Origin of the sequence: Peptostreptococcus stomatis DSM 17678 (genome assembly GCF_000147675.1) — a bacterium.
Classification (GTDB): domain Bacteria; phylum Bacillota; class Clostridia; order Peptostreptococcales; family Peptostreptococcaceae; genus Peptostreptococcus; species Peptostreptococcus stomatis.
On the sequence record NZ_ADGQ01000056.1, the window covers coordinates 42631 to 66979 of the forward strand.

Here is a 24349-nt window from a genome sequence, read left to right on the forward strand (position 1 = left end):
CCACTCTACCTTCTAAGCCCCTTTGGGTACTTGTTTTTAAGGATTCCGTTTGATTCCTTGCCCCATCCTAGGGACACTCCTTCCACGCTTACCAAGACCCAACCTCTGGATTGGGATGTTGCTATGGATTCTCCCCTCAGATAGGCCTTGATTTCATCAGAGTCATTAGCAAAATCAATGGTATTTTTTACATCACCAGGTCTCAAGGCCATGGCCAAAGAATGGGCTGGCTCGAACCTGTTTTTCTTAAATTGACCTATAAAAAGGCCTGCTCTTAGTATCTTCAAACCCCTTAAATCATAATCAAGCGGCTGGTAGTAGAGTCTATCTTCTTTTAGAGATAAGCCACTTTCTAAGACATTTTTCAATCCACCATCTAGCAAATAAGTAGTGGCAAAGTCCTCAAATAGATTAAGGTTTCCTGAATTCTTATTGCTAGACTTAGCCCTTGATTTTTGTTTTTTCTTGGATTTTTTTGCATAATCCCTGCTTGGATCTTTCTTGGTATCTTCATAAGAAGTTGAAACACCAAAGTCTCCAGACTCAAGGTTTCCTGTCTTATCTGCCTCTTTTAGTATCCTGGCACAAAAGTGCCCTTCTCCCCTGTCCTTATGGGGCCAAATCCTATCCATATCCACTAGGCTAGCAGTCGGATAGTCCCCTAAGAAGGCTTCTATTATATCCTCATTTTCCTGCCTGGTAAAGGTACAGGTAGAATATATGAGCATACCTCCATTTCTTAACATTTCATAGGCATCCCTGATTATCTGCCTCTGGATACCAGCACACTCATCAACCTTGTCTTGGGACCAATCTTCAATGGCAAAAGCATCCTTCCTAAACATCCCTTGACCTGAGCATGGTGCATCTATGAATATCTTATCAAAGAAACCTTTAAAAAACGTTAATAAGCTACTAGAATCTGAATTGGTTATAATAGAGTTTACAGCTCCAAACCTCTCAAGATTTTCTCCCAAGGCCCTAATCCTATTTGGATTTATCTCATTGGAAACCAAGAGTCCCCTATGGTTCAACTTTGAAAGTATGTAGGTAGACTTGCCACCTGGGGCTGCGCATAGGTCTAGGACCCTGTCCCCCTCATTGATTGGAGTCTGGCCAACAACACTCATTGCAGACGGTTCCTGTATATAGTAGGCCCCTGCATCGTGTAGGGGGTTCTTGCCAGGATTTACATCTCCTGATATGTAGTAGCCCTCCTTGGCCCAACTGATATTATCCCTGTCAAAATCAATATTAAAAAGGCCCAAATCCTTGAACCTTTCTATAGGCATTTTCAAGTTATTAACCCTGATTGCAGAAGTTTTTTCATCCTGGTAGGAATCCAAGAAGTCCTGGTATTCATCACCCAAAATTTCCTTCATTTCCCTTAGGAAGCTTTCTGGCAAAGATAATCGCTTATCCTTTATATTAAATTGATCCTGGTCCCCTCCTGGGGCCTCCTCCTGTAAGTTTATGTTCCCGCTATTAGAAGTAGTCATATGCACTCGTTGCCTCACAGATTACTACCTTGATTTTTTCATTGTTGGCCTGCCTATAACCAGCTATAAAAGTATTTACATCTGGGTCTGACAGGTCTATCTTCTTCTCACTTACAAGGGTCAAGTTGCTTCCATCCATGATAAACTTGACCTGGTTGACACCGTTGTCCAAAAGGTAATGCATGATAGTCTTTTCTTCAATACCATCGTACCTCTCAAAAAAGGCCAACTTGTCCCCAAAGTCCTTGACGCTGTAAGACTCTTTCTTGTCCTTATTATTTATTATATAGGCACCTTCATTCATGTCAATGCCCATCCTCTTCATTTCTTCTTCTATATTTTTTGGATCAAAACCATACCTCTCCAATAGCTTCTCCTGCATCTGGCCGAATTTTTCCACAGAGATATTGTTCTTCTTTAGGAATTCATTGATACTCTTCGAAAAGTCCAGAGGGCTCATAGTCCCGCCAGAAACGTTGGTATACATTGAATACATATATTCTTCTAATTTATCTATATCTGAATCCTTGACCTTATTTTGAAAAGAGCCAAAGTCTATTATCTTATCGTCTGACATAGGTCTTACCTCCTTAGTTAGATTTAAGTATATTATACCATTAGACGGCTTAATTTAACCATAAAATAGGGCACCTATTTTAAGAAGAAAAACCTAGCTAATCTACACAATTATACTCTTCTATATTTATTCAGTATATTCCTCGTATATTCCTTGTATATTATTTCCATATGTACTATCTTTCTATATGCATTAAATTTTACCCTTATACAAGAAGTTATTCCCCCAAAATAGCTTCAACTATTGGAATTGGTTCTTGCTTGTCATCAGAATACTGGAAGCTTCTATACATATCTTCAAGCCAGTCTTGAGTCAAGTCTCCATCGTGGTAGACCCTGCATAAGAGGTCTCCCTCTTCCACCTTGTCACCTTTTTTGACAGCCATCTTTAGTCCTACAGCATAGTTGATTGAGTCTGACTTTGTAGCCCTACCGGCCCCCAACTTCATGGCTAGTATACCTAGTTGCATTGAGTGGATACGACTGATATAACCGGCCTCCCTAGACCTGATTTCGGTAACATATTTTGCCTTTGGAAGGAGGTCTGTATTTTTTATTTGCTCTAGGTCTCCACCCTGGTATTGAACCATCTGGGCCAGTTTTTCAAAAGCCCTGCCTGACGATACTGCTTCTTCTAAGAGCCTTCTTGCCTCCTCCTTTGTGGATGCTAGTTGGCCCTGGACTAGCATAATTTCTCCCGCCCTCATGCACAATTCAGTAAAGTCTTTCGGACCTTTACCCCTTACTGTTTCAATGGCTTCCTGGACTTCAAGGGCATTTCCTATTGTATTTCCAAGCGGTTGGTCCATGTCCGTTATCATGGCTATTGTATTTCTACCCAGCCTTTTTCCTATAGATATCATGGCTTGGGCCAAGATCTTGGCATCTTCTATAGTCTTCATAAAGGCCCCTTCCCCATACTTTACATCCAGGAGGATAGTATTTGCACCTGAAGCAAGTTTCTTTGACATGATTGATGAGGCTATAAGGGGAATTGAATTTACAGTTGCCGTCACATCCCTCAGGGCGTATAGTTTCTTGTCTGCTGGTACCAGGTCACCGGTCTGTCCTATTATGGCCAAGCCTATTTCCTGGACCTGGATTTTGAACTGGTCTTCTGTCAAGAAACAGTTAAATCCCCTTATGGATTCTAACTTGTCCAGGGTTCCACCCGTATGGCCTAGGCCTCTTCCAGACATCTTGGCAACCTTTAGGCCACAAGCTGCTACCATGGCACCCAGGGCCAATGAAGTCTTGTCACCTACACCACCTGTTGAGTGTTTGTCTGCCTTTATCCCCCCTATTGATGATAGGTCCATGACATGACCACTATTCATCATTGCCTCTGCAAGCTTGGCGGTTTCATGGTCATCCATACCATTTAAGACTATGGCCATCAAGAGGGCACTGGTCTGGTAGTCTGGTATAGTCCCATCCGTTACACCGTCAATCCAAAACTGAATTTCTTCGTCACTTAGGGTTAACTTATTTTTCTTTTTTTCAATAATATCTAAAAATCTCATCCTTACCACCGCACACTCCTCTAGCATGCCTTCCTTTCAAAAGTTTATCTATGGTCAAACCACTATAGCTATATGGTCATTTATAGTTAAATCCATGGGTATACAAAATAGGTCCTAAGCAAATTTCAACATAATTTAAAAGAAACTTGTTTAGAACCTATTATACTACTATCTCTTGAAGTTTACCAATTTGTATCCAAGAAATTTATTTTTATTACTTAAAGTACTTAACACCAGATTCAAATAGCTTCTGGTCCTTTTCCCCTATAATGTTCTTGATTACATAGTCCCCTCTTCTTTCTGAGTGTCCCATCTTACCAAATATCCTACCATCAGCTGAAGTAATACCTTCCACTGCCCAGTATGATCCATTAGGGTTAAAGTCTATATCATATGTAGCATTTCCGTCAAAGTCTACATATTGTGTTGCTATCTGTCCGTTTTCTATTAGGGTCTTCATAACCTCATCACTGGCTACAAACTTACCTTCTCCATGAGATATGGCGATTGAGTGGATGTCTCCAACTTCTGTTCCCACCAACCATGGTGACTTGTTCGATGCAACCCTAGTTTGAACTATCTTGGCCTGGTGACGACCTATATTATTATATGTCAAGGTAGGCATATCTGCACTTGGAGTCTTAATCTCACCATATGGCACTAGGCCGAGCTTGATAAGGGCCTGGAATCCATTACAGATACCTATCATTAGACCATCCCTATTCTTTATCAGGTTCATTACAGCCTCTTCTATCCTTGGATTTCTAAATACTGTGGCTATAAACTTGGCTGAACCATCCGGCTCATCACCTGCTGAAAATCCACCTGGTATCATGATAATCTGACTCTTATTGATTTCTTCAACCATCATGTCTATTGATGCCTCTATATCAGCATAGGTCATATTCCTAAATACACCTATATGGGTCTCTGCTCCTGCCCTTTCAAAGGCTCTTGCGGAATCGTATTCGCAATTAGTACCCGGGAAGGCTGGTAGGAATACCCTTGGCTTAACTATGCTAAGTGATGACTTGGCTGGCTTGGCATCTAGCTTGTAGCTTATATTTTCTATCTTGTCATTTACAAGCTTGCTTGCCTTAGTTGGGAAAATTGGTTCTAGAGTCTTTTCAGATTCAGCATATAGCTTGTCTAAACCCACTTCCTGACCAAATACATCTATAACCGGCTTATCTATAGTCTGACCTACTAGGACATAATTAGCTCCTTCTAGGACTCCTAGGTCTGCCTGGTCGATTTCTACCAGGATAGAACCATAGCTCTGCCTAAATAGGTCATCCCTGTTTTCATACCTGCTAGCTAGCTTATCATCTAGCTTGACACCTATCCTATTACCAAAGGCCATCTTGGCTATAGCTTCACCTAGACCACCATAACCTAGGGCATATGTTGCCTTTAACTTGCCTGCTAGGGCTGCCTGGTGTAGAATATCAAAGTTCTTTTTCATTATGTCAAAGTCTGGGAAGGCATAGTCCTTGTGAGGTGTTTCCACTAATACAAGGGCATGGCCAGCAACCTTTAATTCTTGGGAAACTATGTTCTTGGCATCTTCGGTATTTACTGCAAATGATACTAGGGTTGGTGGTACATCTATATCCTTGAATGTTCCGCTCATTGAATCCTTACCACCTATAGCCGGTATCTCGAAGTTTGACTGGGCATAGTAGGCACCTAGTAGGGCTGAGAATGGCTTTGCCCACCTAGTTGGGTCCTGACCTAGCTTTTCAAAGTATTCCTGGAATGTCAGCCTTGCTGTTGAATAGTCACCACCTAGGGCTACCAGTTTGGCAACGGATTCAACTACTGCATTCATAGCACCATGGAAGGTAGACCACTTACCTATCTTTGGATTATAGCCAAAAGTCATTATAGATGAGGTATTAGTTTCCCCACCTAGGACTGGTATCTTGGCTACCATACCATTAGCTGGAGTAGCCTGGTACTTACCACCTAGCGGCATTATAATCGTGTTACCACCTATAGTATTATCAAACTTTTCTACAAGTCCCCTCTGTGAACAAGTATTCAGGTCTGACATAGCTGCTAGGTACTTGTCTTCTATAGTCTTGAACTTGCTAGTCACACTAGTCAAGTCTAGATATCCAGATTCTGGGTCTATTCCCTCAACCTTAATATCAGTATCCTGCTTTGATCCATTTGTATCTAGGAAGGACCTCCTTATATTAACGATGTCCTTGCCATTCCAGTATATCCTTAGATAACCAGTATCTGTAACTGTCGCTACATGGGTTGCCTCTAAATTTTCTAGGCCAGCCAATTCTATAAACCTATCCATATTTTCTGCAGCTATTGCAACTGCCATTCTTTCCTGAGATTCTGATATGGCTAGCTCAGTACCGTCTAGACCATCATACTTCTTTGGAACCAGGTCAAGGTTGATGTCAAGTGATTCAGCTATTTCACCTATAGCAACAGATACACCACCTGCACCAAAGTCATTACACCTCTTTATCATCTTTACAGCTTCTGGATTTCTGAAAAACCTCTGGATTTTTCTTTCATTAGGGGCGTCACCCTTCTGAACCTCTGCAGAACAAGTAGATATAGACTCTTCACTGTGTTCCTTAGATGATCCTGTCGCTCCTCCGCAACCATCTCTACCAGTTTTTCCCCCTAGTAGGATGATTACATCTCCAGCCTCTGGTCTCTTTCTAATTACATTTTCCTTTGGAGCCGCTGCTATTACTGCACCAACTTCCATTCTCTTGGCAACGAAGTTTTCGTCGTATACTTCTGCTACCTGGCCAGTTGAAAGACCTATCTGGTTACCATATGAAGAATAGCCACTAGCTGCTTCGGTAGTTATCTTCTTCTGCATTAACTTACCTGCTAGGGTATCTTCTAAAGATGTTCTTGGGTCTGCTGATCCTGTAACCCTCATAGCCTGGTATACATATGACCTACCTGACAACGGATCCCTAATAGCTCCTCCAAGGCAAGTTGCCGCACCACCAAATGGTTCTATTTCTGTTGGGTGGTTGTGTGTTTCATTCTTGAACATTAGGAGGTATTCTTCCTTCTTGCCGTCAACTTCTACATCTATATTTATTGAACAAGCATTTATCTCTTCACTTTCATCAAGGTCTGCTAGCTTGCCTTCCTTCTTCAACTTCTTCATGGCTACTGTTGCCATATCCATTAGGCATATATCCTTATACCTGTCTCCATAGACAAACTTCCTATCGGCCAGGTACTGGTCATATGTCTCTTTTACTATATCTGTAAACCTACCACCTGCTATATCTACATTTGCTAGCCTAGTCATGAAGGTAGTATGTCTACAGTGGTCTGACCAATAAGTATCTAGGACCTTTATTTCAGTTATAGTTGGGTCCCTCTTTTCATCATCCCTGAAATAGGCCTGGATGCACTTTAGGTCGTCTATAGTCATGGCTAGACCCATATCAGCCAGAAATTTCTCCAGGCCTGAAGGTTCTAGGTCTATAAATCCATCTAGTGTAGCCACTGTCTCAGGTATTTCGTATTCAACTGCTAGGGTTTCTGGCTTGTCTAATGAAGCCTCCCTGGAATCAACCGCATTTATTAGGTAGTCCTTTATCTTGTCGAATTCCTGGTCATTTATAGTATTCTCTATAACTATTACCCTGGCAGAATTTATATTAGGTCTCTTTCCCTCATTTACTATTTCAGCACACATTGATGCCCAGTCAGCCCTCTGGTCGTACTGGCCTGGTAGGTATTCTATGGCAAATACCCTCTCATCACTTAGACCTGGTATTTCTTCATAGTATACCTGGTCTAGGTTAGGCTCTGAAAGAATAGTCTCAGCCACCTTCTTGTAGGCTTCCTGACCTATGCCTTCCACATCATACCTATTGATTACCCTTAACTTGCCAACACCTATATGTAGACTTTCTCTTATGTCATTTTGCATTGCAAGAGACTCTAAAGCAAAACCATCCTTCTTTTCAACAAAAACTCTACTTACCCTGCTCATAATCAACCCCTATATCCTTTCTATAGTGCATTCCTTCAAAACTGATCCTATCTATATTCTTGTAGACATTTTTAGCAGCAGCTTCAACATCCTTGCCCCTAGAACACACGCCTAGGACCCTACCACCATTTGTAACTATACTGTCTCCATCAAACTTAGTTCCACTATGGAATACCACTATACTGTCATCTACATCATTAAGCCCAGTAATTAACTTGCCCTTTTCATATTCCTCTGGATATCCTCCAGATGCTAATACAACGCAGGCAGCCGCTTCATCTGTATACTTAATATCCAGGTCTGCCAGCCTATCCTCTGTAATAGCCATCATTATCTCACTTAGGTCGGTTTCCAGCCTCATCAAGACTGACTGAGTTTCAGGATCTCCGAACCTACAGTTAAATTCTAGGACCTTTTCCCCATTTGGAGTAATCATTAGACCTACAAAAAGGATTCCCCTGTAGTCAAGTCCATCAGCCTGGAAACCCTTTAAAGACTTAATCAAGACCTCATCATAGACCTTCTTTGCTAGGTCGTCCGTATATATAGTACTTGGTGAGAAGGTCCCCATACCACCTGTATTTGGTCCCTTTTCAAGTTCAAATATCTTCTTGTGGTCCTTGGCTGATTCCATAGGCACTATGGTATTCTTATCAACAAAGGCTAGTATTGAAGTCTCAATTCCTGTCAAGAACTCCTCAACTACCACTAGGTTACCAGCGTCACCAAACTTCTTGTCTGCCATTATCATCTTTAGGGTAGCTATTGCATCCTCCCTATTTTCTGGTATTACAACCCCCTTACCAGCTGCCAGACCATCGGCCTTGATAACCACCGGATAGCCGAAAGAATCTATCTCCTCTATGGCCTTGTCTATATCTGTATATTCCTTGTACTTGGCTGTAGGAATGTCATGTCTTACAAAAAATTCCTTGGAGAAAAGCTTACTACCCTCTAGTCTAGAGCAAGAAGCATCTGGACCAAATACCCTAAGTCCCCTCTTGGCAAATACATCTGATATACCCATTACTAGGGGAACTTCGGGACCTACAACTGTAAGGTCTATCTGGTTTTCCTCAGCAAAATCTGCCAGTTTATCTAGTTCAGTATCCTTTATATCAAGGCATTCAGCCACTGATGCTATACCTGCATTACCAGGTGCACAATAGACCTTTTCTACATTTTTTTCCTGGCTCAGCTTCCAACAGATGGCATGCTCTCTTCCTCCACCACCTACTACTAAAATCTTCATACTCGTCTCCCTCCTCTATTAATGCTTGAAGTGCCTAATTCCTGTAAATACCATACTAATTCCCAATTCATCACAGGCCTTGATTGAATCCTCATCCCTAATTGATCCACCTGGCTGGACTATGGCCTTAATACCATGTTCTGCTGCCAATCTTACACAGTCGTCAAATGGGAAGAAGGCATCAGAGGCTAAAACAGCACCCTCAAAATTTTTCTCATTTTTATTGTTTTCTATAGCATTAGAAAGGGCCCATATCCTGGATGTCTGGCCACAACCTACTGCCAAAGTCTGACCATCCTTAACTATTGCAATGGCATTAGACTTTAAATTCTTGGCAACCTTCATACCGAATTCCATATCCTTCAACTGGTCGGCTGTTGGTTGGGCCTTAGTAACAACTTCATTCTTGTCAGCTAAAAGCCTATCCTTATCCTGGACTAGGAGCTTGCCATCAAGATACTTCATATCGTATGCTTGCTTGCTGTCTTCTATCTTAGCTAGCTTTAATATTCTTAAGTTTTTCTTTTGCTTTAAAACTTCTAGGGCATCCTGGTCAAAGTCATAGGCTACGACTATTTCCAAGAAGATTTCATTTATCTTTTCAGCAGTAGGCTTGTCTACCTTTGATGTAATACCTAGGATGCCTCCGAAGATTGAAACCTTGTCGGCCTCAAAACACTTCATATATGAGTCGTAAACACTGTCTGCAAGCCCAATGCCACAAGCATTAGAATGCTTGATAGCCACGCTGCAAACCTGGTCAGAATCCTTGAATTCCCTCATAAACTCCAGGCAACCAGCCAAGTCATTTATATTATTAAAGGACAATTCCTTACCGTGTAGTTGGACATAATTTATAATTGGATTTTTTGCATTAGGCTGTGAATACATAAAGCCTCTCTGGTGGCCATTTTCACCGTACCTAAGTTCTGTGTCCTTCTCAAATGTAAGGTTTAGTATGTCTGGATACTGGTCACCAACCACACCTGCAAAGTAGGTAGATATCAAAGTGTCATACCTGGCAGTTGTAGCAAAGGCCTTATAGGCAAGCTGTCTCCTGTCTTCTTCAGTCAAGCCACCCTGGGCCAACTTTTCTATTACCATATCGTAGTCAGCTATATCTACAACGACTGTTACATCCTTATAGTTCTTAGATGCAGACCTGATCATTGATGGACCACCGATATCTATATTTTCAACTATTTCTTCATGGGACTTGCCACTCCTAACAGCACCTTCAAAGTCATATAGGCTGACTACAACCATGTCTATAGATCCTATATTCAAGTCCTTCACTGTGGCTACATGCGAATCTAGATCTCTTCTATACAAGATGCCACCATGGATATATGGGTTAAGTGTCTTTACCCTGCCATCCAATATTTCTGGAAAGTTTGTAACTGATTCTACCTGGATTACATTCACACCTGCCTCGTGAAGTTTCTTGAATGTATTACCTGTAGAAACTATCTCATAACCAAACTCATTTAATTTTTTACCAAATTCTACAAGACCTGTCTTGTCTGTAACACTTATTAAAGCCCTCTTCAATTCTATGTACCCCTTTCATACTAAATATCTGTATCTACTTCCAGCCTATACTTAAACCTGAACCTTAAATATTTTTTCCTCAACCAAAATGGTGAATTTATTTTAGTCTTCTATAAATACCCTTCTGCCAACTACCCTTATCTTGTCATCACAATAGTCGGCAACCACCTGACTCAAAATCTTATGCTCTATCTTCAAGACCCTCTGCTGTAGGTCTTGAGGACTATCTCCAGCAAAAACCTCTACCGTATCCTGTCTTATAATAGGGCCTGTGTCAGCATTTTCATCAACAAAGTGGACTGTAGCCCCACTTACCTTTACCCCATATTCTATGGCAGCCTCATGTACCTTTAGTCCATAGTACCCCTTACCACAAAATGATGGTATCAAGGATGGGTGGATATTGATTATCCTATTTTCAAATGCCTTAGTGAAACTAGGGCTGAGTATCTTTAAAAAGCCTGCCAGGACTACCAGGTCTATCTTATTTTCCTTCATAATATCAATGATGGCCTGCTCATCCTTTTCAAATACTGCCCTTATATTGTGCTTTTTAGCCCTCTCTAGACCATAAGCCCCTTCCTTGTTGGATATTACCAACTTGATCTGGCCATTTATCTTACCCGCTTCTACAGCATCTATTATAGACTGTAGGTTGGTTCCACCACCGGATACTAGTACAGCTATATTCTTCATCAAATTACCTCTTTATTCTCAACTTATGTATATAAACAAGAGCCTGTATTTCTTAATAGTTAACTCCACTTGTCATTTTATACTCTTTTGTCTCTTATATTAGGTCTACACCCTCATGTGAGTCTACTACGCTTCCAATAATATAGGCCCTGTCATCCATTAGGTCCTTGTACTTGTCTTCTACAAAGTCTACATTGTCGCTAGGTCTATTGTTGATGTAGTCAACTAGGCCCTGGGCTTCATCCTTGTCAACTATCATTACAAGGCCAACCCCCATGTTAAAGCTCTTGTGTAGTTCCCTCTTTTCTATGGCATCAAAAGCTTCTATCATCTTGAAAATCGCTGGCTTGTCCCAGGACTTAGTGTCTATATCCAGACCTAGCCCCTTAGGTATAACCCTTACTATATTCTCTACTAGGCCACCACCTGTAATATGGGCTATAGCCTTTATATTGTGCTTAGCTAGGGCGTCCAGTGCCAACTTAACGTATATCTTAGTAGGAGTTAGCATAGCATCACCCAACGACATGCCCAGGTCATCTATATGCTTGTCTAGGTCATACTTGTATTCTTCTAGGAAAATCTTCCTGATAAAAGAAAAACCATTTGAATGGATACCACTTGAAGATATACCAACTAAAAGGTCTCCTGCCTTTACATCCTGGCCGCTAACTATCTTTTTCTTGTCGGCTATACCGATAGAAAAACCTGCCAAGTCATAGTCATCTTCACCGTACATACCCGGCATTTCAGCTGTTTCTCCACCTATCAAGGCACAGCCACTCATCTTACAACCATCTGCTATACCAGCTACAACCTTTTCTATATGCTCAGGCACCAACTTGCCTAGGGCTATATAGTCTAGGAAGAATAGTGGCCTGGCCCCCTGACAAATCAAATCGTTTACACACATGGCAACCAGGTCTATACCAACTGTATCGTGCTTGTCCATTAACTGGGCTATCTTAAGCTTAGTTCCAACCCCATCAGTTGATGCCAGTAGGACTGGTTCTTCCATACCCATAAAATCCTTTAAGGAATATAGTCCACTAAAGTTACCCAGGTCACCAATTACATTTGAATCATAAGTTCCCTTTATCTTATTTTTAATTAAATCTACCGCTCTGTTTCCTTCATCAATATCTACGCCTGAACTCTTGTAAGTAAGCATTTTTTCCCCCTTTTAACCACATATACTTTATTAATTTATATAAGTCTCTATATAATTTACACCCTTAATTTATATGAGTTTCAGCTTCTGGATACCCCTATACTATATACTCACGCAAGGTATCATATCAGCTACTAAATCTCACCTACTAAAATTGCTGATATTAAGTACTAAAACTCTACTGAAGCATCATCAGCCAGAACTTTTTCTTCCATTTCCTTCCTATAGCCAGCCAATTTTTTCCTCAAGACCGGATACTTGACGCTGGCAATCTGAATTGCCATCAAGGCTGCATTCATGCCTGAATCTATAGTTACAGTTGCAACTGGGATACCACTTGGCATCTGAACGATTGACAATAATGAATCCAAACCATCCATTGTAGATGACTTGATTGGTAGGCCAACTACCGGTATCAAAGTCTGGGCTGCTATAACACCAGGTAGGTGGGCAGCCTTTCCAGCTGCTGCAATTATAACATCCGTATTATCCTTTATTTCATCTAAAAAACTAGTTAATTCCATTGGAGTCCTGTGGGCTGAAAGTATCCTAACCACAACCTCTATACCATAACTCTTTATCAAGTCTATGCCCGACTCAAGCTTAGGTAAGTCTGACTTTGAACCCATAACTACTGCAATTTTCATAACAAAATTCTCCTTTTCAACTTATTAAATCTAGGTAAAATATCTTCCACTCTTTAAAAATCATTTGTTTGTCCCTATCTACTTAAGAGATAAAACAATATGACTATTTTTACTTGATTATCTATATATAATTCTTATATATACGAACCTTTATACTAAAATGATATCCTAATGTGCAGTTTTTTTCAATACTTTTTTCAAAAATTATTATAAAAAAGCCGGTTTTAACGAACTATATACATTTTTATAATTATATTTATTCGTGTTTTATGTGGATTTTGGCAAATGATGGTAACTTTGTCCATTTTAGGTATATAAATAAAATCCAGGCAGATACCATTTTTGATATTTACCTGGATTTAAATTTTATACTGAATATTGCTATTTATCTTTTACCTGTCTTTTAGGACTTCCGACATATTAATTTTCTTTATCCTTCTGACCAGAATCCACCTATTTATTAGGTAGACCATCATTCCACATATAATCGTTGAAAGATATACATATGTAGGTATATGTGGATTTACGTAACCATCAAACTTATAAAAGGCCATCCTTACAAAGGACGTTACTAAGTATTTTTCTAAAGGAATAAGGATAACTAGAAATATAGCAACAGCTATTGTGGATACCCTAATAAATACCTTCTCTATCTCCTTGTCATAATAGCCAAATATCCTAAGATAGGAGATTGACTCCTTGTATTTGTCTACTATAGTCTTGGTAAGGACATACATAACTACCAGGTATATTATAATAGCTACAGACATAATCATAGGCATAAGGTTTTTGAAATTCACCATAAACTGACCGGCAATTTTTTTCATGTCCGAAGAATTTATAAGAGTAGCCAGTTCTTTATCTTCAACCTTTATTTTTTTATCCGTGAATATCCCATTATAATAGTATTCCTTCATACCGACCATTTTATTACAATCCTTCCTGTCCATTATTATCGACATGGAACTTGCAAATAGGTCTGTATGACCAACCACCCTTAGTTTATACTCTACATCTCTACTTTCGTCCTTCACAGATATCTGGTCACCCATATTTATTTTAAACCTATTCATTAGGCCATCTGAAAGGTAAACATCATATACCCTTGTTTTTTGCTTGGAAGTTTCATTTTTACCAGGTTCCTCGTCCTTTTTGTCCTCTTTCCCATCTTTTGAGCTCAAATCTTTGGCTCTTGTAAGACGCTCTTTTATAAAGGCCCCGTCCAAATTACCAGCATATATATTGACCTTTATGTCTTGGTCAAAAGTCTTATCCCTAATTTTGACCCCATACATGGTGAATAGGTTGACTTTATCCTTGCCAATTGACAGGGCATCAGATAGATACTTGTCTTGTTGATCATAAGTAGGCTTGTCAAATATATCCTTGTCCCTCTTTACTATTGATTCTTTTAACCTTGCCTCCACCTCTTTTTCAAGGGGTCCTTTTAGTATGGTCTGGTAGCTAGATGGCATAGATTTCTCTATATCATCCATATAGCCATCAATCAAAATATTTAAAGATAGGCCATATATCAAAAGTATATTTCCCAATAGCAGGCCAATACACAAAACCAGGTAACTAGCCTTATTTTTCAAGAAGACCCTCATCCTAAATCTCGATAAGAATGCCACCTGTGGTAGCCTAATAGCCTTCTTCTGCCTGCTACTAGATAACTCTCGCCTCAAAAATCTAAGAGGACTCAGTCTCAACTTCCTAAATATAGAGACAAAATTTATCAGTAATATCAAGCCTATAGGTATCAGACTTGTCAATAAAAAGGCATAGGCATCCAATTGCACCTTGACAGGAAATAGGGAAAAGGCGTCCGTATATAGGCCCAAATATATATTCTTCATATAGGTATAGGCCAACAAATTACCCACCAATACGGCAAATATCGTCACATACAGGGGCAACTTTATGTAGTGCCATATAAGGCTAGCCTTACTATAACCAAAGGATAGTAGGCTTCCTATTACACTAGCTTCATCCTCTATCATATTCTGAACTAAAACAGCAAATATAAAGGCCATTACCAGAAGTACGATTACCATCAAGGATGTCATCATAGGCACATCTCCACCCATATCATCCATAACATAGGAAATCCTGGAATTCCTATACTTATGTTGGGCATTTAAAGGAACTAAACCCTTATCTACAAAGGCATCAACTAAATCCTTTAATTTATCAGACTGGACCTTCCTGTTTTCACTGGCATTTTCTAACCTATAAGAGTATGTGTAGTTTATGCTATAACCATCTTTTACCAGGTCATCAAAAGTCTTTTTGTTTACACTGGCCACTGCAAAATTTTTGTTGTCCATCAAGATATCGCCCGGTCGTCTCAGTAAACAACTATAGTCTGGAAAGGCTACTAAACCAACTACTTTTAATCCACCTATAGCCGGCTTTTTATCATTTACAGATGATGGCAAGTCTAATTTGTCACCTAGGGACATCTTATTTTCTTTGACATAGTTATAATCCAGGACTACCTCACCATCTTTATAAGCTGGCCTGCCCTCATGGATACCAGGAATATTTACCTTATCCCTATTAGGATATATCCTAATTAATTTATCGTTCTTGTAATTGATAGACAAATAGTAGTTTTTATAGGCCTTAACATGCTTATCCCTAAAAATTTTTTCTTCATCCTTATTTAATTCCCTGTTAAACTCTATATAGCCATCCTCTATCTTGCCCCTTATATGGCTGTCATCATAGGATATCTTGACAGAATTCTGGGATATGAAGAAGGAAGATATAAACGATATAGTCATTAGCATAACTATAAATATAGACCCATACCTACCAATATTTGACCTAAGTTCTCTAAAAATTCTCTTGTTTAGTGGATTCTTCATAACTACCACCTACCAAACCAATTCGCTAGCATCTACTATACAATCATTTATTCTATGCTCCATTATAGTCCCGTCATGCAAACTCAAGACCTCATGGGACATACCAGCTATAGCCGTATTATGTGTTGCTATAATAATAGTACTTTTGTATTCCTTATTTATTTTTTGTATCATTTTTAAAACATCCTTGGCAGTAGTGTAGTCCAAGGCCCCAGTAGGTTCATCGCAAAGGAGGATAGTTGGCCCCTTAGACAAGGCTCTGGCTATAGCAGTCCTCTGTTGCTGCCCTCCCGATAGCTGGTTGGGAAACTTGCTTTTATGGTCTATCAGGCCAAGTTTTTCTATCAAGTCATCCACATCCAAGGGGTCCTTACTCAAATAAGCCCCTACCTCTATATTTTCCTTCAAAGTTAGGTTGGATACCAGGTTGTAAAACTGAAAAACAAAGCCTAGCTTGTCCCTCCTATATTGGAGTAGGTCCTTCTTAGAGAGGTTCTTAAGTTCTAAACCATCAACTATAAGACTTCCTTCTTCAAAGGACTCTATCCCACCTAATATATTCAAAAAAGTTGACTTACCAGACCCAGACGGCCCTAATAAGGTACATATACTCCCCTTCTTTATTTTACAATCTATGCCCTTAAGGACATCTACCCTGTTGTCACCCTGACCATATGATTTCCTTAAATTAGAAACCTCTATTAGATTATCACTCACTAGCATAACCCCCTATTCATAATAAATTACTATAAAACCTACAAAAACGTTTTCTTTACACTCATACGCCACTCTTAGTTAGAATAAGTATAAATCTACCTCTTATCTATATAATATAATAAATTATAATGATTTTCAATACTTATTGGTGATTGAATAGCAGGGTAATTATAGATACTAAAATACCTATAATAGAAAGGCTTAAAAATTTCCTTTCCTTCTTATCTACAAAAAAGTAGCCCAGGGCTCCACCAATCATAAGCAGTCCATCTAAACCTATAACCATCAACTTAGGATAGACATTAGATGGCTTGCCTGAAGCCCCCACCTGAACCACCACATTATCTGGCAAAACTACAAACCCATATATGGATAGGACTAAGCCTACAAATACTAGTATACCTAGCACTATTGTCTTCTTCATTACATCCACTACCTTTCCTATAAAAAATATACTTAGATTCTAAATATTTCCTATTAATATTTAGAATCTAACCAATACATAAAAATCTTTCCTACTCATCCTCTTTGTCTAACCAGTCCATAGACCTCTCTATAGCCTTCTTCCAATACTTATAATTCTTGTCCCTCTTTTCCTGACTCATCTGAGGCTTGAAGGTCCTATCTATAGAAAAGTCCTCCGATATTTCATCAAGGTCCTTCCAGTAACCGACTGCCAGGCCTGCCAGATAGGCTGCCCCCAGTGATGTAGTCTCTAGGGTCCTTGGTCTGTGAACCTCAGTATTTAGCATATCAGCCTGGAACTGCATCAAGAAGTTGTTGGCTGATGCCCCTCCATCTACCCTTAGGTAGGCTAGGGGTATCTTGGCATCCTCCTGCATAGCCTCAATTACATCCTTTGACTGGTAGGCTAGCGATTCCAGGGTAGCCCTTACCAGGTGCTCCCTCTTAGTCCCCCTGGTCAAGCCGAAAATTCCACCCCTTGCATACATATCCCAGTATGGGGCCCCTAGGCCTGTAAAAGCCGGCACAACAACTACACCGTCAGTATCTTCAATCTTGTTGGCATAGTATTCACTCTGGGATGAATCATATACAAGTCTCAACTCATCCCTCAACCACTGGATGGCTGCACCTGCTATAAATACCGACCCTTCTAGGGCATAGGATACTTTCCCATCAATCCCCCATGCAATTGTAGTCAATAGGCCATTTTTAGACCTAATCATTTCCTGGCCTGTATTCATCAATACAAAACAGCCTGTTCCGTAGGTATTTTTTACCATACCTGGCCTAAAGCAATTCTGTCCAAATAAGGCTGCCTGTTGGTCACCAGCTATACCTGCTATTGGTATCCTGGCACCCCCATAGGTATGCTCATCAGTATAGCCGTAAATACAACTAGAATCCTTGACCTCTGGCATCATTGACCTAGGTACATTCAAGGCTTCTAGAATTTCATCATCCCATTTTAGGTCTTTGATATTAAATAGCATGGTCCTTGAGGCATTAGAATAGTCTGTTACATGGACCTTCCCCCTTGTCAGGTTCCATACTAGCCATGTATCTACTGTACCAAAAAGTAGGTCTCCCCTTTCAGCCTTTTCCCTGGCCCCTTCCACATTGTCCAGTATCCAGGCTATCTTCGTGGCTGAGAAATAGGCATCCAATACCAGGCCTGTCTTGTCCCTAATCTTGTCAATCCAACCCTTTTCCTTAAGCCTCTCACAATAGCTAGCCGTCCTCCTACACTGCCATACTATGGCATTATAGACTGGCTTGCCTGTATTTTTATCCCATACAATTGTAGTCTCCCTTTGGTTTGTAATACCAATTCCAACAATCTGGTCAGGCCTGATAGCAGACATTTCCAATACTTCTCTTGCCACCCCACTCTGGGATGCCCATATTTCCATCGGATCATGCTCTACCCAGCCAGCCTTAGGATATATTTGCTGGAATTCCTTTTGTGCTACATTTATTATTTGACCCTTTTTATTAAAAATAATCGCCCTGGAACTCGTAGTTCCCGCATCAAATGATAGTATATACTTTTCCATAATTTTGTCCCCCTTAGAATAAGACCTAAATATTATCTAGGAATCACTTAAATTATATCATTACCTGTATGCTACTTCCATATGGATTTATATTTTTATTACAAATATCAATATGTATGAAATATATCTATAAAATTCCAATGTAATTTTTATATTGATATTAATAAAAAACCTCCCAGGCCCTAAAACCTAGAAGGTTGATTTTATCTTGTATATATTTTATATAATCAGCTTATCTCTACAGGGTCCTATTTTTCCAGTCATCCTTCTGCCTGTCCCTAATCTCTCTTAACAATAAAAGTATCTTATTTAGGGTCAACTGTATAGATATAAGAACCACAAAGAGCATGACCCAGGCAACTATTTTAAAATTAATAATCTCCATATCTCCACCATCCACTACTTACTTATCAAGGCCTCTAGCTCATCAACCAGGTCAGCAAATACCTTCAAGGCCCCGTCTACAGCTGACTTATCTTCCATATCCACGCCCGCATGTCTCAACTGGTCTAGTGGGTACTCTGAGCCACCACTCCTCAAGAATTCTATATACCTTGGTACTGCCTCTTCTTCATTTAATATCATATTGCTAAGGACAGTTGCTGCTGAAAATCCTGTCGCATACTTGTATACGTAGAAATTAGAATAGAAGTGGGGTATCCTAGCCCATTCTATACCAACCAATTCATCCACATTACAAGAACCACCATAATAAAGCTTGTTCAGGTCATAGTAGATTTCAGTAAAGTGCTTGGCTGTCATTGGCTGGCCAGACTCCACCTTTTCATGGCTGATCTTTTCAAACTCGGCAAATAGGGTCTGCCTGTATACAGTAGTCCTAAACTGCTCCAGGTAGTAGTTCAAAAGATATATCTTTTCTTCATCAGACTTGGCATTCTTAAGCAGGTATTTGATCAACAAGTTTTCATTGACCGTCGATGCCACCTCTGCCACAAATATCTTGTAACTGGAATATATGTATGGCTGGCTCTCATGAGATAGATAGCTGTGCATAGAATGACCCAACTCGTGTATCAGGGTAAACATAGAATTGAGGTCATTGTTATAGCTCATCAATATATACGGGTGGGAATCGTAGCTACCCCATGAGTAGGCTCCACCCCTCTTTCCCTCATTCTCATATACATCTATCCACTTCTCATCAAAGGCACGCTTGATTAGAGTAACATAGTCCTGACCCATTGGTTCTAGGGCCTTGATTATTATTTCCTGGGCCTCTTCATAGGAAATCTCCATCTTAAAGTCTTCTGCCATAGGAACATATAGGTCATACATATGGACCTCATCTAGGCCAAAGTACTTCTTCTTTAGGCCTATATACTTGTCTAGGGCAGGTATGTTTTCATGGATTGATTCAATCAAGTTATTATATACATCCAGGCTGATATTGTCGGCATATAGGGATGCAAAAAGGGCCGATGGATACTTCCTAATACTGGAGTTGAATATCTCTGCCTTGATACCACCAAATAGGGTTGAAGCCATTGTGTTTGAATACTTCTTGTAAGTTCCAAACTCTGCCTCAAAGGCCTCCTGCCTAACCCTCCTGTCCTTGGACTTGATAAACTTGCTATAGTTAAACATATCCAACCTAACCTTCTTGCCTTCTTCATCTGTAATCTCCGGGAACTTCATATCTGCATATGACAGCATTTCGTAGGTATTTTCAGGTACCCCTGCTAGCTCTGATGCCGCAGCCATTATCTCTTCTTCCTTGTCACTAAGTGTGTATGGCTTGTCCCTCAGGATTTCATCTATCATCTTCTTGTAGTGGCCTAGCCTCTCGTCCTTAAGATAGCTTGTCAAAAGCCCTTCATCCATAGTGATAATCTCAGGAACTATATAGGCTGTGGCCTTGCTTAGGTCGGTTGATATCATCTCACTCTTGCTGGAATCTGCCAGGTTTTCATTAATCCTGGTATCTTCATGGTGTCTCATATGTGTATAGACATAGTAGTGGGATATCTTTCTTGAAATATCCTCCATCAACTTTAGGACCTTGTAAAGGCTGTCTGCTGAATCAGATAGCTTTCCCTTGTAACTGGCTACTTCCTTTAGTCCTCCTTCTATGTAGGCTATATCGGCTTCCATAGCCTCCCTGTTTGGGTACATCTTGTCCAAGTCCCATTTATATTCATTGGAAATTTCTTTTCTCTCTCTTGCCATAATTACCTCCACCTTTTATTTATTGTTATTTCTTTCGTATTTTTTAGATTATACATTCTCTATATTTAGCAATTTATTATATTTTATATTATACTCCACTTACCTTTATTTTAACTATAGGTTTAGATATTTTATGACATTTAAAAGTAATTCTCATATTATTGGCCAATCTATGCTATACTAATTATATTCAATTTATTTACGTAAGCTAGGACCTATATCGGTTATAAAAAATACAAAAAATATGATACAAGTTAAATATACTAGTTAGAAATAGGAAGGAATCATTATGCATAATAGTCACTTAAAAACCAGAAAATTAGTCTTCTATAGTCTCATGGTAGCCTATAGTTTGGCCTTATATTTATTAGAACAATTTATACCAAACCCTTTGATAGCCCTATTCCCAGGAGCCAAGTTGGGTTTGAGCAATATCATCACCCTCCTATGTCTCTTGAATTTTGGCTTTAAGGATACCTTTAAGATTTTGACAGTCAGGATCATCCTATCATCAATATTTGCAGGGGCTGCTACGGTCCTCCTATACAGTATAGCCGGTGGTTACCTCAGCCTAATTGGTATGTATATTGCCATCAAAATCAAGGGCTTTTCCAAGGTTGGAATCAGTGTTTTTGGGGCTATAATGCACAATATCGGCCAGTTGCTTGTTGCAAGTGCCATGATTGAGAATTTGACCATGATGACCTACCTGCCTATTATGCTTGGGGCCTCTCTGGTTACAGGTATTTTTATCGGTATTGTAGTCAATTTCACTGACCCCCTATTTAAGAAACATAGCCTCAGATTCAATCTATAAGATTTAATGGTAGGTCTGGGATGTATAAAATAAATTTTTATAATTTTTTTCACAGCAGGTAACTTGTCTTTACCTGCTGTAACTATATTCTTAATTTATCCTGAATGTTTTATTTTATATATTTAAGTTTATTTTAAGATATGATAACTATAATGTAAAAAAACAGCCACATAAGTAAATTTAGAAAGGAAGTATATGATATGAAATTCAAAACACTTATTTTAATCATAGTGGTCGCTATGGTATCATCCTTTGGTGGTGCTTTTGCAACTCTAAAATTCAGTCAAAATAATACATTTAAGAACCAGCCTACAAAGGCGACTAATACTACTCAGATAATTTCTGACGGTAGCAACAAGTCTCAAAACGTCTACCAGGCGGTTGCACAGAAGGCTTCCCCATCCGTAGTCGGAATTATAACAGAAGCTCCTTCAAGCTCTGACCTATTCGGAGAGGGCGAACGGACTACTAAGAGTTCCGGTACTGGTTTTGTTGTAGATAAAAGGGGCTATATATTAACTAATTCCCACGTGGTATCTGATGGCCGTACTAAAACTGTCAAGGTCCTATTCAATGACGGAACTACTACTACTGGTACTGTAGTTTGGAATGACCAAAACCTAGACCTGGCAGTTGTAAAGGTAAATAAATCTAACCTGGTCCCAGCAGAGCTAGGTGACAGTGACCAGGTAACTGTTGGTGATATAGCTATAGCAATAGGAAACCCACTTGGTACAGACTTTAGAAACTCTGTTACCCAGGGTATTATCAGTGGACTAAACAGGGATGTATCAACTCAGTCAAGTAATATGTCTGGCCTACTTCAAACAGATGCCAGTATCAACTCTGGTAACAGTGGTGGACCACTACTTAACCAGGATGGCCAGGTTATCGGTATTAATACAGCCAAGGCCAATGCAGACAACCTAGGTTTCTCTATACCTATAAATACAGCCAAGGCAATTGTAGAGAAAATAGTTGAAGGTAAGAATTATACAAGGCCAACTCTTGGTATATCAGGTATGGACGTAAAAACTTATACGGCTTATACGGGCCAGTCTCCTGATGTAAACAATGGTATAATAGTTAGGTCAGTCAGCTCTGGATCGGTAGCAGACAAGGCAGGCTTAAAGGCAGGAGATATAATAACAAAGATTGGTGATTCAGAAATTAAAACTATGAATGACTTGAGCAAGAAGCTATATTCCTACTCTTCAGGGTCAAAGGATACAATTACAGTCTATAGAGATGGCAAGGCTACAGACTTAAAAATAAGCTTCTAGTTGCTAAATAAAAGAACCTTAGTAAAAAGAACTTAAAAAACAAACAAAAAATTTCATATACTAATAACCTAAAAAATATACACTAAAAAGACACCCGAGGGATCTTCTAGTAAACTTTCCATAATAAGAATTCTATTTTTACTATGATCTTGCTAGACTTCCTTCAAGGGTGTCTTTTTCTTTTCTATAAAATTACATTAAAATCTAGGCTAGAGATCCCATTGGGTCCCATGGGGCCAGGACTATTGGTTGACTCTCAAAGGCCTCCCTTTGCTGGTCAGTTAAAAGGTCCTTCTTAATTACTATCTGGTAGGTATACTGGTCCATCCAGCCATCTGTCATAACGTAATATCCCTTATGGCCTACCTTGTCACCCCAGCTGTTTTCTACCTTCCACCTGGTAGGCTGGCCATCAACTATATCTACACCAGTCAAGACCATGGCATGGGTCATCAAACTCTCGCCATACATCAACCTATCAGCCTTGCTAGTAGAAAAATCTACATCAAATAAGTCCCCTATCTCATATGTATCCAGGGCCATTATGCCTGATTGGTTGTTGGAAAATTGGCCTACATCACAACCAAACCATACGGATTCTCCTGCAGATAATTGGTCTATGGCCAATTTCTTAAAGTCTTCCATATCCAGGTTGATATATTTTACCTCCTTACCACCAACTACATTTCCCAGCATCTCAACGGTATAAGACCTCATATATGGCTTGTCTTCTGTTGGTGCATTTATAACAGATACATATTCGTTTAGGTCAAGACCTACATACTTGTCGTAGAAGGCCTGTGGTGTCATATCCTTATCTATGTGGTATTCCTTGTCCTTGTCCCTATATTTAAAGTCAAACTTCTTTACCGGACTGCCAAGAGATATGGCTAAGATATCGTACACTTCCTTCATCAAGGTCCTTCTGGTTTCCAGAATTTCTTGGTCACTAGCCCCCCTGGCAACCAAGTTCCTCAGTATCATGGCATCCTTACGAAGCTTTTTATTTAGGTACTTGTTGACTTCCGTTGAGTTTGAGCTGGCCTGGACTTCCGGCATAGCCTCCTTTGGCACTAGTCCATACTTCTGGAAGATGGAAACAATCATATCCCACTGGCCTCCATCCTGTTGGGGTAGGTTTAATAAAAAGGCAACCTTCCTATCATCAAGGGGTTTATTGGCTGTAGCCAATATATTTTCATGGAAGAAATTGGCCTTTTCATACTTGTCCCAGAAAAATACATAGTTCTGGGATAGCTCAAAATCATCTATCTTAAATTTTTCAATTATCCTATGCCTAAATGTATTTAGGGCAGCAAACATCCAGCAACGACCTGACCTCTTTTGGTCTGTAACCTTGCCAGTCTCCAGGTCAATAGAAAAGACTGGTCTAACGGTCTGCTTTGCTTCTATTGACTCACACGATGCCTGTATTCCATTTTTGTGGACAGCCCTCTGGGCCAATACTTTTTTCTTATCCCTTATAAATTCATCCTCAAATATATCAGTTAAGTTCCTGCTTAGATCCATAATACACCT

18 protein-coding genes are annotated in these 24349 nt (G+C 39.7%); 2 read left to right on the forward strand and 16 right to left on the reverse strand.

All coding sequences use genetic code 11. The annotated features are described in order from the left end of the window. Window positions 1-5: 5 nt before the first annotated feature. The 15 genes from HMPREF0634_RS05260 to pepF form a co-directional block, all read right to left on the reverse strand. Complete coding sequence (locus HMPREF0634_RS05260; protein ID WP_007789704.1) at window positions 6-1499, reverse strand: RsmF rRNA methyltransferase first C-terminal domain-containing protein; 1494 nt, start codon at window positions 1497-1499, stop codon at window positions 6-8. Then, complete coding sequence (locus HMPREF0634_RS05265; RefSeq protein ID WP_007789716.1) at window positions 1486-2076, reverse strand: DUF3867 family protein; 591 nt, start codon at window positions 2074-2076, stop codon at window positions 1486-1488. Before HMPREF0634_RS05265 ends, HMPREF0634_RS05260 begins: the two co-directional genes overlap by 14 nt. A 217-nt stretch (window positions 2077-2293) precedes the next feature. Further along, window positions 2294-3598, reverse strand: coding sequence for a pyrimidine-nucleoside phosphorylase (locus tag HMPREF0634_RS05270; RefSeq protein ID WP_040565804.1), 1305 nt, complete (start codon window positions 3596-3598; stop codon window positions 2294-2296). Between the two features lie 214 nt (window positions 3599-3812). After that, window positions 3813-7595 (reverse strand): phosphoribosylformylglycinamidine synthase, encoded by a 3783-nt coding sequence (locus tag HMPREF0634_RS05275; RefSeq protein WP_007789683.1) that lies wholly within the window; start codon window positions 7593-7595, stop codon window positions 3813-3815. Then, window positions 7579-8847 carry a phosphoribosylamine--glycine ligase gene (gene purD / locus HMPREF0634_RS05280; protein ID WP_007789762.1) on the reverse strand — a complete coding sequence of 423 codons (1269 nt, stop codon included), beginning with the start codon at window positions 8845-8847 and terminating at the stop codon, window positions 7579-7581. The genes HMPREF0634_RS05275 and purD overlap by 17 nt, the downstream gene beginning before the upstream one ends. Before the next feature lie 18 nt (window positions 8848-8865). Continuing rightward, window positions 8866-10398, reverse strand: a complete 1533-nt coding sequence (purH, locus tag HMPREF0634_RS05285; RefSeq protein ID WP_007789743.1) for a bifunctional phosphoribosylaminoimidazolecarboxamide formyltransferase/IMP cyclohydrolase — start codon at window positions 10396-10398, stop codon at window positions 8866-8868. A 102-nt stretch (window positions 10399-10500) separates the two neighbouring features. After that, window positions 10501-11094 (reverse strand): phosphoribosylglycinamide formyltransferase, encoded by a 594-nt coding sequence (purN, locus tag HMPREF0634_RS05290; RefSeq protein ID WP_007789646.1) that lies wholly within the window; start codon window positions 11092-11094, stop codon window positions 10501-10503. A 94-nt stretch (window positions 11095-11188) separates the two neighbouring features. After that, window positions 11189-12265: a phosphoribosylformylglycinamidine cyclo-ligase gene (gene purM, locus HMPREF0634_RS05295; RefSeq protein WP_007789642.1), complete on the reverse strand. Its 1077-nt coding sequence runs from the start codon at window positions 12263-12265 to the stop codon at window positions 11189-11191. A gap of 170 nt (window positions 12266-12435) precedes the next feature. Further along, window positions 12436-12912, reverse strand: coding sequence for a 5-(carboxyamino)imidazole ribonucleotide mutase (purE, locus tag HMPREF0634_RS05300; protein ID WP_007789687.1), 477 nt, complete (start codon window positions 12910-12912; stop codon window positions 12436-12438). A 392-nt stretch (window positions 12913-13304) separates the two neighbouring features. After that, window positions 13305-15785 carry an FtsX-like permease family protein gene (locus tag HMPREF0634_RS05305; RefSeq protein ID WP_007789690.1) on the reverse strand — a complete coding sequence of 827 codons (2481 nt, stop codon included), beginning with the start codon at window positions 15783-15785 and terminating at the stop codon, window positions 13305-13307. 9 nt (window positions 15786-15794) lie between these two features. Continuing rightward, complete coding sequence (locus HMPREF0634_RS05310; RefSeq protein WP_040565794.1) at window positions 15795-16508, reverse strand: ABC transporter ATP-binding protein; 714 nt, start codon at window positions 16506-16508, stop codon at window positions 15795-15797. Between the two features lie 136 nt (window positions 16509-16644). Further along, the gene (locus HMPREF0634_RS05315; RefSeq protein WP_040565795.1) at window positions 16645-16926 is read right to left on the reverse strand and encodes a hypothetical protein; all 282 of its coding nucleotides are present in this window, start codon (window positions 16924-16926) and stop codon (window positions 16645-16647) included. Between the two features lie 91 nt (window positions 16927-17017). Beyond that, on the reverse strand, window positions 17018-18523 hold the full coding sequence (gene glpK, locus HMPREF0634_RS05320) for a glycerol kinase GlpK (protein WP_007789710.1): 1506 nt from the start codon (window positions 18521-18523) through the stop codon (window positions 17018-17020). A 238-nt stretch (window positions 18524-18761) separates the two neighbouring features. Continuing rightward, window positions 18762-18908, reverse strand: coding sequence for a hypothetical protein (locus HMPREF0634_RS09790; protein ID WP_165480191.1), 147 nt, complete (start codon window positions 18906-18908; stop codon window positions 18762-18764). Between the two features lie 14 nt (window positions 18909-18922). Further along, window positions 18923-20710 (reverse strand): oligoendopeptidase F, encoded by a 1788-nt coding sequence (gene pepF / locus HMPREF0634_RS05325; protein WP_007789699.1) that lies wholly within the window; start codon window positions 20708-20710, stop codon window positions 18923-18925. Window positions 20711-20999: 289 nt separating this feature from the next. Here pepF and HMPREF0634_RS05330 point away from each other — a divergent pair, with 289 nt between their 5' ends. Together HMPREF0634_RS05330 and htrA are read left to right on the forward strand one after the other, a co-directional pair. After that, entirely contained in the window at window positions 21000-21527 is a 528-nt protein-coding gene (locus HMPREF0634_RS05330) for a Gx transporter family protein (protein WP_007789744.1), read from the forward strand. A 200-nt stretch (window positions 21528-21727) separates the two neighbouring features. Continuing rightward, window positions 21728-22810, forward strand: a complete 1083-nt coding sequence (gene htrA, locus HMPREF0634_RS05335; protein ID WP_007789752.1) for a serine protease HtrA — start codon at window positions 21728-21730, stop codon at window positions 22808-22810. Window positions 22811-23014: 204 nt separating this feature from the next. Here htrA and HMPREF0634_RS05340 read toward each other — a convergent pair whose 3' ends face one another. Further along, complete coding sequence (locus tag HMPREF0634_RS05340; RefSeq protein WP_007789739.1) at window positions 23015-24340, reverse strand: C1 family peptidase; 1326 nt, start codon at window positions 24338-24340, stop codon at window positions 23015-23017. Between the last annotated feature and the right edge of the window lie 9 nt (window positions 24341-24349).

What these genes read in the sequence shown, in the direction of transcription:
- HMPREF0634_RS05260 (WP_007789704.1), bottom strand. Translation starts at nt 1,499, where the DNA reads ATGACTACTTCTAATAGCGGGAACATAAACTTACAGGAGGAGGCCCCA.
- HMPREF0634_RS05265 (WP_007789716.1), bottom strand. Translation starts at nt 2,076, where the DNA reads ATGTCAGACGATAAGATAATAGACTTTGGCTCTTTTCAAAATAAGGTC.
- HMPREF0634_RS05270 (WP_040565804.1), bottom strand. Translation starts at nt 3,598, where the DNA reads ATGAGATTTTTAGATATTATTGAAAAAAAGAAAAATAAGTTAACCCTA.
- HMPREF0634_RS05275 (WP_007789683.1), bottom strand. Translation starts at nt 7,595, where the DNA reads ATGAGCAGGGTAAGTAGAGTTTTTGTTGAAAAGAAGGATGGTTTTGCT.
- purD (WP_007789762.1), bottom strand. Translation starts at nt 8,847, where the DNA reads ATGAAGATTTTAGTAGTAGGTGGTGGAGGAAGAGAGCATGCCATCTGT.
- purN (WP_007789646.1), bottom strand. Translation starts at nt 11,094, where the DNA reads ATGAAGAATATAGCTGTACTAGTATCCGGTGGTGGAACCAACCTACAG.
- purM (WP_007789642.1), bottom strand. Translation starts at nt 12,265, where the DNA reads ATGCTTACTTACAAGAGTTCAGGCGTAGATATTGATGAAGGAAACAGA.
- purE (WP_007789687.1), bottom strand. Translation starts at nt 12,912, where the DNA reads ATGAAAATTGCAGTAGTTATGGGTTCAAAGTCAGACTTACCTAAGCTT.
- HMPREF0634_RS05305 (WP_007789690.1), bottom strand. Translation starts at nt 15,785, where the DNA reads ATGAAGAATCCACTAAACAAGAGAATTTTTAGAGAACTTAGGTCAAAT.
- HMPREF0634_RS05310 (WP_040565794.1), bottom strand. Translation starts at nt 16,508, where the DNA reads ATGCTAGTGAGTGATAATCTAATAGAGGTTTCTAATTTAAGGAAATCA.
- HMPREF0634_RS05315 (WP_040565795.1), bottom strand. Translation starts at nt 16,926, where the DNA reads ATGAAGAAGACAATAGTGCTAGGTATACTAGTATTTGTAGGCTTAGTC.
- glpK (WP_007789710.1), bottom strand. Translation starts at nt 18,523, where the DNA reads ATGGAAAAGTATATACTATCATTTGATGCGGGAACTACGAGTTCCAGG.
- HMPREF0634_RS09790 (WP_165480191.1), bottom strand. Translation starts at nt 18,908, where the DNA reads ATGGAGATTATTAATTTTAAAATAGTTGCCTGGGTCATGCTCTTTGTG.
- pepF (WP_007789699.1), bottom strand. Translation starts at nt 20,710, where the DNA reads ATGGCAAGAGAGAGAAAAGAAATTTCCAATGAATATAAATGGGACTTG.
- HMPREF0634_RS05330 (WP_007789744.1), top strand. Translation starts at nt 21,000, where the DNA reads ATGCATAATAGTCACTTAAAAACCAGAAAATTAGTCTTCTATAGTCTC.
- htrA (WP_007789752.1), top strand. Translation starts at nt 21,728, where the DNA reads ATGAAATTCAAAACACTTATTTTAATCATAGTGGTCGCTATGGTATCA.
- HMPREF0634_RS05340 (WP_007789739.1), bottom strand. Translation starts at nt 24,340, where the DNA reads ATGGATCTAAGCAGGAACTTAACTGATATATTTGAGGATGAATTTATA.